Source organism: Dapis hubbardiae BLCC-M172 (genome assembly GCF_050016015.1).
Classification (GTDB): Bacteria; Cyanobacteriota; Cyanobacteriia; order Cyanobacteriales; family Microcoleaceae; genus Trichodesmium.
In genome coordinates this window covers 1-8,875 of record NZ_JBNHEQ010000080.1, presented here as the reverse complement: position 1 = coordinate 8,875, position 8,875 = coordinate 1, and the positions used below count along the sequence as shown (strand labels likewise).

The 8,875-nt window shown below is 34.1% G+C and carries 6 protein-coding genes; 2 read left to right on the top strand and 4 right to left on the bottom strand.

Going from position 1 to position 8,875, the window contains the following annotated elements:
• Positions 1-473: 473 nt before the first annotated feature.
• Positions 474-2,462, top strand: coding sequence for a DUF262 domain-containing protein (locus ACP6PK_RS08100; RefSeq protein WP_426559173.1), 1,989 nt, complete (start codon positions 474-476; stop codon positions 2,460-2,462).
• Positions 2,463-3,216: 754 nt separating this feature from the next.
• Here ACP6PK_RS08100 and cobM read toward each other — a convergent pair.
• The 3 genes from cobM to lgt all read right to left on the bottom strand — a co-directional run bounded on the left by cobM (position 3,217) and on the right by lgt (position 5,938).
• Positions 3,217-4,002, bottom strand: a complete 786-nt coding sequence (cobM, locus tag ACP6PK_RS08095) for a precorrin-4 C(11)-methyltransferase (RefSeq protein ID WP_426559172.1) — start codon at positions 4,000-4,002, stop codon at positions 3,217-3,219.
• Positions 4,003-4,493: 491 nt separating this feature from the next.
• Positions 4,494-4,706, bottom strand: coding sequence for a hypothetical protein (locus ACP6PK_RS08090; protein WP_426559171.1), 213 nt, complete (start codon positions 4,704-4,706; stop codon positions 4,494-4,496).
• A 365-nt stretch (positions 4,707-5,071) separates the two neighbouring features.
• Positions 5,072-5,938 (bottom strand): prolipoprotein diacylglyceryl transferase, encoded by an 867-nt coding sequence (lgt, locus tag ACP6PK_RS08085; protein ID WP_426559170.1) that lies wholly within the window; start codon positions 5,936-5,938, stop codon positions 5,072-5,074.
• 771 nt (positions 5,939-6,709) lie between these two features.
• Between lgt and ACP6PK_RS08080 the strand changes: the two genes are divergently transcribed.
• Positions 6,710-7,084 carry a hypothetical protein gene (locus ACP6PK_RS08080; RefSeq protein ID WP_426559169.1) on the top strand — a complete coding sequence of 125 codons (375 nt, stop codon included), beginning with the start codon at positions 6,710-6,712 and terminating at the stop codon, positions 7,082-7,084.
• A 404-nt stretch (positions 7,085-7,488) separates the two neighbouring features.
• Here ACP6PK_RS08080 and cobT read toward each other — a convergent pair whose 3' ends face one another.
• Positions 7,489-8,595 (bottom strand): nicotinate mononucleotide-dependent phosphoribosyltransferase CobT, encoded by a 1,107-nt coding sequence (gene cobT, locus ACP6PK_RS08075; RefSeq protein WP_426559168.1) that lies wholly within the window; start codon positions 8,593-8,595, stop codon positions 7,489-7,491.
• Between the last annotated feature and the right edge of the window lie 280 nt (positions 8,596-8,875).

Sequence of the window (8,875 nt, the reverse complement as noted above, 5' to 3'; positions counted from 1 at the left end):
TTACTCAGGAAAAATTTTGTCTATAAGGGTCGGAAAGTTTTCTATTGCGCAATACCCAATAAGAATTTTTACCTAGGAAAAATTTTGTCTATGAGGGTCGGAAATTTTTCTATTGCGCAATACGCAATAGGAATTTTTGCCTAGGAAAAATTTTGTCTATGAGGGTCGGAAATTTTTCTATTGCGCAATACGCAATAGGAATTTTTGCCTAGAGGAAATTTCGTTTATGAGGGTCAGAAATTTTTTATTGCGCAATACGCAATAAGAATTTTTACCTAGGAAAAATTTTGTCTATAAGGGTCGGAAATTTTTCTATTGCGCAATACGCAATAGGAATTTTTACTCAGGAAAATTTTGATGTTTGAGTGATGGAAAGTTTTTATTGCGTATAGAACAATAGGAATTTTTGCTCATTGAGCAAATTAAGAGATAAAATTAAACCTAAAGTAATTTGAATAAAACTTCTGAAAAACATGAAAGCTTCGGAAATAAAACTACAAAAAATTCTAGAAGGAACTCAACAATATGTGGTTCCCCTATTTCAACGTCCCTACAGTTGGGAACGTCAACAATGGGATAATTTATGGGACGATTTGATAGAGTTAACTGAACAAGAAATTATACGACCTCATTTTATGGGTTCTATTGTCACAATGCAGACTAATTCTGTACCTGAAGGAGTATCTAAATATTTATTAATTGATGGGCAACAAAGACTAACTACTATTTTAATTTTATTAGCTGTTATTCGCGATCGGGCTAAACAAAACAAAGAAACAAATAAACTGGCAGAACAAATTAATAATACCATTTTAATTAATCCTTATGAAGATGGTTTAGAGCAATACAAATTACAACCTACTCAGGCAGATCGTCCTGATTTTCATCAAATTATTGATGGAGATTCACCTAATTCTGAAAAATCTTTAATTAATGGTTGTTATCGCTTTTTTGAAAAAAAAATTCGCCATAAAGAAATAGAGTTAACTTCACTTAAGAAAGCAATTCTTACTGGTCTTTCCTTAGTAAGTATTACATTAGCCTCTGACGAAAATCCTCATTTAGTGTTTGAAAGTTTAAATGCTAAAGGAAAACCTTTAAGTCAAGCCGATCTAATTAGAAACTACTTTTTTATGAAAATTCATGTCGATCAACAAGAGGAAATTTACGCTCAATATTGGAAACCCATGCAAAATAATTTAGCTGATGGTTTAACAGAGTGTATTCGTCATTACTTAATGAAAGACGGTTTAGATGTGAAACAAAACGAAGTTTATTTGAATTTAAAGGATAAGGTTAATCCCAAAAATGCTTTAGAATCTCTCGAAGATTTAACTAAATTTGCTGACTATTATCAGAAACTCATTGAACCTCATCAGGAAACAAATAAATCTATTAGTAATTGCTTGATGCGTTTGAAAAGATTAGAAGTAACAACTGTCTACCCTTTTTTACTTAATTGCTATGATGATTGGATGAAAGAAAAAATTTCTATTGATAATTTTGTCGAAGTTTTAAATATTATTGAAAATTTTATTATTCGACGCTTTGTCTGTAATGTTCCTACTGGCTCCCTAAATAAAATTTTTCCTTCTCTATACAGTCAAATAAACCGAGAAACCGATAAAAAATTTATGGAGGGATTAAAATATGTGTTAACTGGTAAAAAATATTCTTATCCCACAGATGACAAGTTTAAAGCTAGTTTAAAAGAAGTTGAACTTTATGGTACAAGGTTTAAGGTAGAAAAAGGTAAACTTATTTTAGAGTCCATTGAACAATCTTTCAATCATAAAGAAAAAGTATCTTTTGATAATCTTACCATCGAACATATTATGCCTCAAATGCCTAAAGGATTAAGTGAAGATTGGAAAAAATCTTTAGGAGAAGATTGGGAAATAACTCACGAACTCTTACTACATACACTGGGAAATTTAACTTTAACAGGGTATAATTCCGAACTTTCTAATTGTCATTTTAGCAAAAAGAAAGAGATTTTGTTAGACAGTAAACTGAAATTAAACGAGTATTTTCAAGACAAAAAAAATTGGCAGAAACAAGATATTGAAGACCGAACAGAATATTTAGCAGATTTCTGCTTAAAAATATGGCCTTACTTTGGAGATGCAAGTCAAAAGGGAACAGTTAGAGATACAGTTAGAGGAACAAAACCAAAAGCTGTGTCTGTACTCAACAAAACATATAGTGTTAAAAGTTGGCGTGAAGTGTTAGAGACTACCATGAATATTATTGTCGATCTAGTAGATGAGGATAAATTTCAGGAACTTGTAGAAGAATTTCCTCGTTTTGTAAACTGGAACGATAAAAAACCAAACACTAAAAAACTAAAAAATGGAGCATCTATTGGAGGTAATTTGTATGCTGATGATATCTATTCATTCTGTTTAAAAGCAATTGAAAGAGTAGGATTAAGTTCTGAAGATTGGCAAGTTGAAATATAAAAATAACAACAGGAAATTAATCAACTAATTTTTAGTGCTAGTTGATTAAACTTTAGTAATATCATGTTTAGTAAAAAACAGCTCCTAGTTTTGCTCTAGCCAGAATATATTTTAGGAGCTAGAGCAAAACTACAAACGAAAAAAATTGACTTTATTTTTACTGCTGACTGCTAAAGTAATCAATTCCATCAATTCCATAAATTTCAATAATTATATATAAATTCTTGGTTGATCAAAGCTATTTATCTTTGAATATCTGAATCATTTGCCATTAGTTCAATCTGATTTTCTATGTTAGATTCTGCAAGTATTTGATTTGACTTTTGCTTGAATTTTTCAGTTAAACGGTTCAGTAACCATTTTTGTTCATCTCAAGATAAAGAATTAATTGCTTGTTCAATTTCCTATATTTTATTAGATATAAGTTTCTCCTTGAGGGGCGATAATTATACAATAATTAGGGTTTGCTGAAAAAGTCTAATACTGATGATAGGAAATAGAGAACAGTTTAGACTATCTGTCATGGCTAAATTTTTTGATTTTAGTTTTCAAAACTCTACCATTTTTAGATAACAACAGCCAAAAATTAGGTACTTTTTCAGGATTTAAACAAGATAAAAATTTGCTCTGTTAATGCTTTTATCTTTAATCAGCAAACCCTAATTAAAGGTTACTGATTTTATTATTATAGGAATGCAAAGACTATTTTTCATTTAATTAGCTTAATCTTAACTCAATTATTTATCTAAAAAAATCATTTCTTCCCTCTAAATAAATGATTATGTTCAGGATTATAAAGACCAGAACGCCCTATTTTTTCCACCTTTTCCAAAGCAGGACTAATTACATAAAGTGTTGTTCTAACTAACTGTTTCTCCTCAGTCACAACAGCCATTTTCTCCAAAGGTACAACCAAAATTTCCTCATCAGGCCATCCCAACCGATAACATATCGCCACAGGTATCTGAGCCGAATAATGTTCCATCAACTTTTCCTGTGCTTCCCACACATGACGGGCGCTCAAATACAAACATAAACTCGCCCCATGAGCTGCTAAACTACCCAACTCTTCCCTTGAAGGAACTCCCGTTGCTTTCCCACTAATTCTCGTTAAAATAATCGTCTGTACCAACCCAGGCACAGTTAACTCCACCTTTAACTTAGCTGCCGCATCCTGAAACGCACTAATTCCCGGCACAATTTCAAAATTAATTCCCGCTTCAGCCAAAAGTTGCATTTGTTCATAAACCGCTCCATACAAACTAGGGTCTCCAGAATGAAGGCGCACCACAGAAAGACCTTTTCTCACTCGGTCAATCATTAGAGGTAAAATTTCTTCCAAAGTTTTATTAGCCGTTCTGATAACCTCAGCATCAGAACACACATTCCGTAACATTTGCTTAGGTACTAAAGAATCTGCATATAAAATTACATCTGCTCTAGCTAAGATTTTGTCAGCCTTCACCGTCAATAGGTCGGGGTCTCCCGGACCTGCTCCGACAATGTAAACTGCTGGTGTAAGATTTTTAGTATTTTCCATTTTCAATTAATTAAAAAATAGGCAGTGGGAGCATCTTGCTCCCGTACTAGGGGCTTTATATCAATTTTGCTGAAACGGTTGTCGTTGCTACCCAAGAGAAGTAATCCCTAAGACCCTGAGATTGCTTCCTTCCACTCCGTTCCAGTCGCAATGACTTTACTAATAACTAATTATGGTAGTCCTACATAGTAATGGTGAAGATATTTGTAATTTTTCCCCACACTTCCCACACTTCCCACACTTCCGTACGGACGTTGCATGCAACGTCCCTACCCCACACTCCCCACACTCCCCACCCGGACCACACTCTGTCTACCATTACTATGCACCACCACCCTAATTATTTGTTAGGTCTCTAAATTTTTCCGTTGTGGATCGGCAAAGTTTGGGATAAGTAAGCAGGGCTGGCAAATCTAATCTAAAAGCACTGATAAATAAATGTTTAGCGGATTTTTGGAGTGAAAAAAGTGCAAATTTTTAAGCTTGAGCGACTAAAAAGTTAGGACAAAAGGCAGAGTTGCACAAAAAGATACAGGTACAATTATTCCTCCTACTTTCTCTTGTCTCCCCACCCTCCCCACCCTCCCCACACTTCCTTGGCACACTACCAAATTTTTCCGGATATAAGTATCTATCTTCAGATAAATAGAATGGTAGATGTACCCTGGTTTAGCTCTAGACTTTATGCCTAGAGCTTTTTTCATTTTTCAGAGTCTATAGAACCCCTGAAGGTATCTTTTCTTGAAATACAAAGCTTTCAGGAAAGCCGTTTTAGGGATCTTAACAACTATAGGGGTTCAGGAGACCGAAAAATTACGAAAAATGACTGCTAGACTCGTAAAACCCAGATGGCTATTGGACTTGTAATTTCTTAAATAGATACCAAATGGCTTCTATATAGCAATCACCGAATGAGATGTGAGAATTTTTATGATAGTTAGTAGAAGCTCAAAACCTTAAAAATTCTGACTCCTGTACGGACGTTGCATAACAAAAATGCGAACGTCCCTACGACTCCTGACTCCTAAGTACCACCAAAATCTTACAACTTAAATATGATTGCTATAGTTTAGTTTGTTTCTTTAACTTCTGAGGGGAAAACATCTGGCAAAGGTCGCTTCAACAAATATAGCCATGCTAAACCTGCTAAGCCCAACAAAATACCAGTTAAACTAACAAATTGGGCAATCCGTAATGGTCCTAACATTAAACTATCAGTTCGTAATCCTTCAATCCAAATCCTTCCACTACTATAAGCAGCCATATAAATTAGAGATAAAGTGCCAACTTTAAGTGGAGGTTTACCCCGCAAATCCCGAAAAAATAGGAATAACAATAGCCCGAATACCATTAAGTTCCATAAAGACTCATATAAAAAAGTGGGATGGAAATAATCAAAATTTACTAATTCTGGCGGACGGTTTTGTGGAGGAATATACAACTTCCAAGGTAAATTAGTGGGACTACCAAAAGCTTCAGAATTGAAAAAATTACCCCACCTACCAATGGCTTGTCCTAAAATTAAAGAAGGAGCCACTAAATCTGCCAACTGCCAGAAAGAGATTTTATTAAGTCTGGCAAAAATCAAAGCAGCGATCGCCCCACCAATAATTGCTCCATGAATCGCAATTCCTCCTTTCCAAATGGCAATCATATCTATAGGATTTTGTTGATACTCTTCCCACTCAAACAAAACATAGTATAAACGCGCTCCAGGAATTGCAGCTATTACTAACCAAACCACTAGATCGCCCAACAAGTCAGGGTTAACATCACGAAGTTTAGCTAAGTATTGGGAAAGGGTGACTCCGATTAATACTGCACTTGCAATTAAAAGTCCATACCAACGGATTGCCAAAGGCCCCAACTGGAAAAGAATTGGGCCTGGGGAAGCAAATTGAATGCCTAAAGGTAATAAGGGAATCTCTAGTGTCATTTCAGTTATCAGTTATCAGTTATCAGTTATCAGTTATACCAGTGCTGGGAATGTAGGGGCGAATGGCCATTAGCACCCCGGGGGGGTTGATTTCTGAATTTTGCATCAGTAATCTTCAGCTTCAGCAGGAGGCTTTAAATCCAAAATTTCCTTTTTTATCCCCTTTTAGAGCAAAAGTTCGTCTGGCGCAGTCAAGGTTAAACTTGAGAGCTTCTTTCTTAGTCATTGATCTAGCATCAAAACTACTATCAATATTCCTTCCCAGTCAAAAGTATTAAAAAAAAATATATAAAATAGGTGAAGACTACAATATATTATTCCAGGGCATAGTATCTAGAAAATAACTTATTTAGTGCTAAATTTTATGATTATTTATCAACAAAAATATTAATATTATCTTTCTCATAAGTAGTCAGATATACATAAATAGCTCTATATTAATAAACGTCAAAATAGACCTAATTATTATACCACAAAAGTTTTTAGTGTATTTACAAAAATTTATATGCACTAAAATTGATCTCAGAGTATTTTAACTGTGAATCAACTTATTTGACATAAATTTTACAACACTAATTTCCAGTACAACCGTAGAGAATACCTTTTGTTTTTTTCAGTTTGACATAATCTTCAGCAATCTCAATATTTAATCTTTTTTTAAGAAATCAATTCTTATTATAAAGTTAAGAAATTAGAAATAATAACCAATATGTTTATATGTTGATTAAGATTGAATAATGTAAATTTAATTTTCCAGTAGTGAATAAATATATGGAACTATTGCAAGAACAAATTATTGCTTTAACTAAAAAAGTTGAAGCAATACACGCCATCATTGAGCAACTCAATGACAAGGTATCAAATTACATAATTGTTGAGAAAGTAAATCAATATCAAGCTACACAAACTGATTCTAATCTGCAACAGGCACTTGAACTTAAACAAAAATATCACTGTTTCGACCCGGAGTTAGAACATAAGGATGTGCTAGTAGATGATAATCATTTGAATAAGAGTAGTCAAAATATTGATGGAGAATTAACATCAGAAATTCAAATTCAACGACTAACAGCTCAGTTAACAGCAGCTTATAATCGAATTGCTGCTTTAGAAGAACAATTACTCTCAAAAAGAATTAAATCTTAAAATAGGGAATAGGGAGTAGGGAGTAGGGAGTAGGGAGTAGGGAGTAGAGGAAATAATTGATGATTTATCTGGAATAACTGAATTGGAGATAGCTATTAGACAAGACAAAAAGCATATATACATGAAGTCAGAAATCAGAATTAATCTCTGACTAAGTTTGAGCATTGATAAATTTCCTGACCTATTTGTTTCGTGCTATATATTTTGCTGTGAGATAAATTAAAAAAAAAATTTTCTTAACCCTAAATATTGAAATAAAGAGAATATATTAGATTAATATTATATAGTGTTTTGAAATGAGATATAAATCTAGATTCAGGTTTTTTCTAATAACAAAAGTGTGCTTATTAAGTACCTACTAAATTCTTGTGGAAAGCTATTATTCTCTATTCCCTATTCCCTTTTTATTTAAGAAATATAAAAGGCGCAAACAAATCTTCAACAGCTTTCAGCAATTGAGTTTGATTCCAATCTCTATATAAATGAGCAGCGATCGCAGATCCTCCACAACCAACCCCTTCCTTAACATATCCCCTTTCATAAGCTTGTAGTTGAGGATAACAAGACTCAGAAAAACTAAGTTGTGTTGCCATTAAAGGTACACAACCAATTTCTTGTGCTAACCCAACAGTATCTCCAGTTGGATCTTCAGCAACCCAACGAGTTGTTCCCACCACAATATTCTCAGGTTGCCAAGCTAGAGACAAATTTTCTGCCAATGCTTGCATTAAAGCATAAACAGCTAACATTTGCGTTCCACCAGCCAACATTACTCCAACCTTAAGACTTGCTGCCATTGCCATTGCTGCTACTACTATTTGCATCGGGTCTCCCACTGCAGCAATTAGTTTTAAAGGTTGTGAAAGTGGAAGCGCCGAATTAAAACCAGCAACCTGTAAACCCTGACGTACCACAGCCAACTTTTGACTATGATTACATTCAGGATGACTGCTATTTACCTTACCAACAGCAGCAATACCCAAACCTAATAAAACTGCTAAAGCAGTAGTTGTTCCTCCAACTACACATTCTCCTAAAATTAGATAGCTATCTTTTGCTTCATCAGCTAATTTCTCACCCCAATAACTACCTACTTCGAGTAAATGTTGAACTGTTGCCATATCCAAAGCATTGCCAGAAGTTAAACAACGAGCAGGAGAGCCTCCCAAATCAATTGTTGGTACAGTTGGTTTATGAGTTAAACCTGCATTAAATAAATAAAGAGGAATATTTAGAGCATCAATAATTGCTTTTGTAATTAAAACTGGGGAAGCACCAGCGTTGAGGGGTGGTAATGGATATTGGGGTTGTGGTTGTAGACCATTATATAAAAATTCTACATCTGCTAAACAAGTATATTGGCGGTCTTGTGGTGTTGCTCCTGCTGCTGAAATTCCTGGAATTAGACCTGTATCTGTAAATCCTAAAATACAGCTAAAAATTGGTTGGCGACCTTGATACTTTTGCAGCCAATTTTTTCCCTGTTGTATTTGGGTATAAACACGAATCATTAATTCAGTTATAAGTTATAAGTTATCAGTTATATTAAATCGGGTTATCAATAAAAACAATCGGGTTTCTGAATTCGCTGTTTTTAGTTATTTAACTTACCCAAAGAAACTCGGTTTTGACAAGGAATCTTATATTTTAATCATAGACATCTACAAAAAAAACTGGTTTCTAGGTTCCAAGTTTTGTTCCTGCTTCTTTTTTCTTCTTTCTTCGTTCTTCCTTCAGGTTTCTGAATTCGCTGTTTTTAGTTATTTAACTTACCCAAAGAAACTCGGTTTT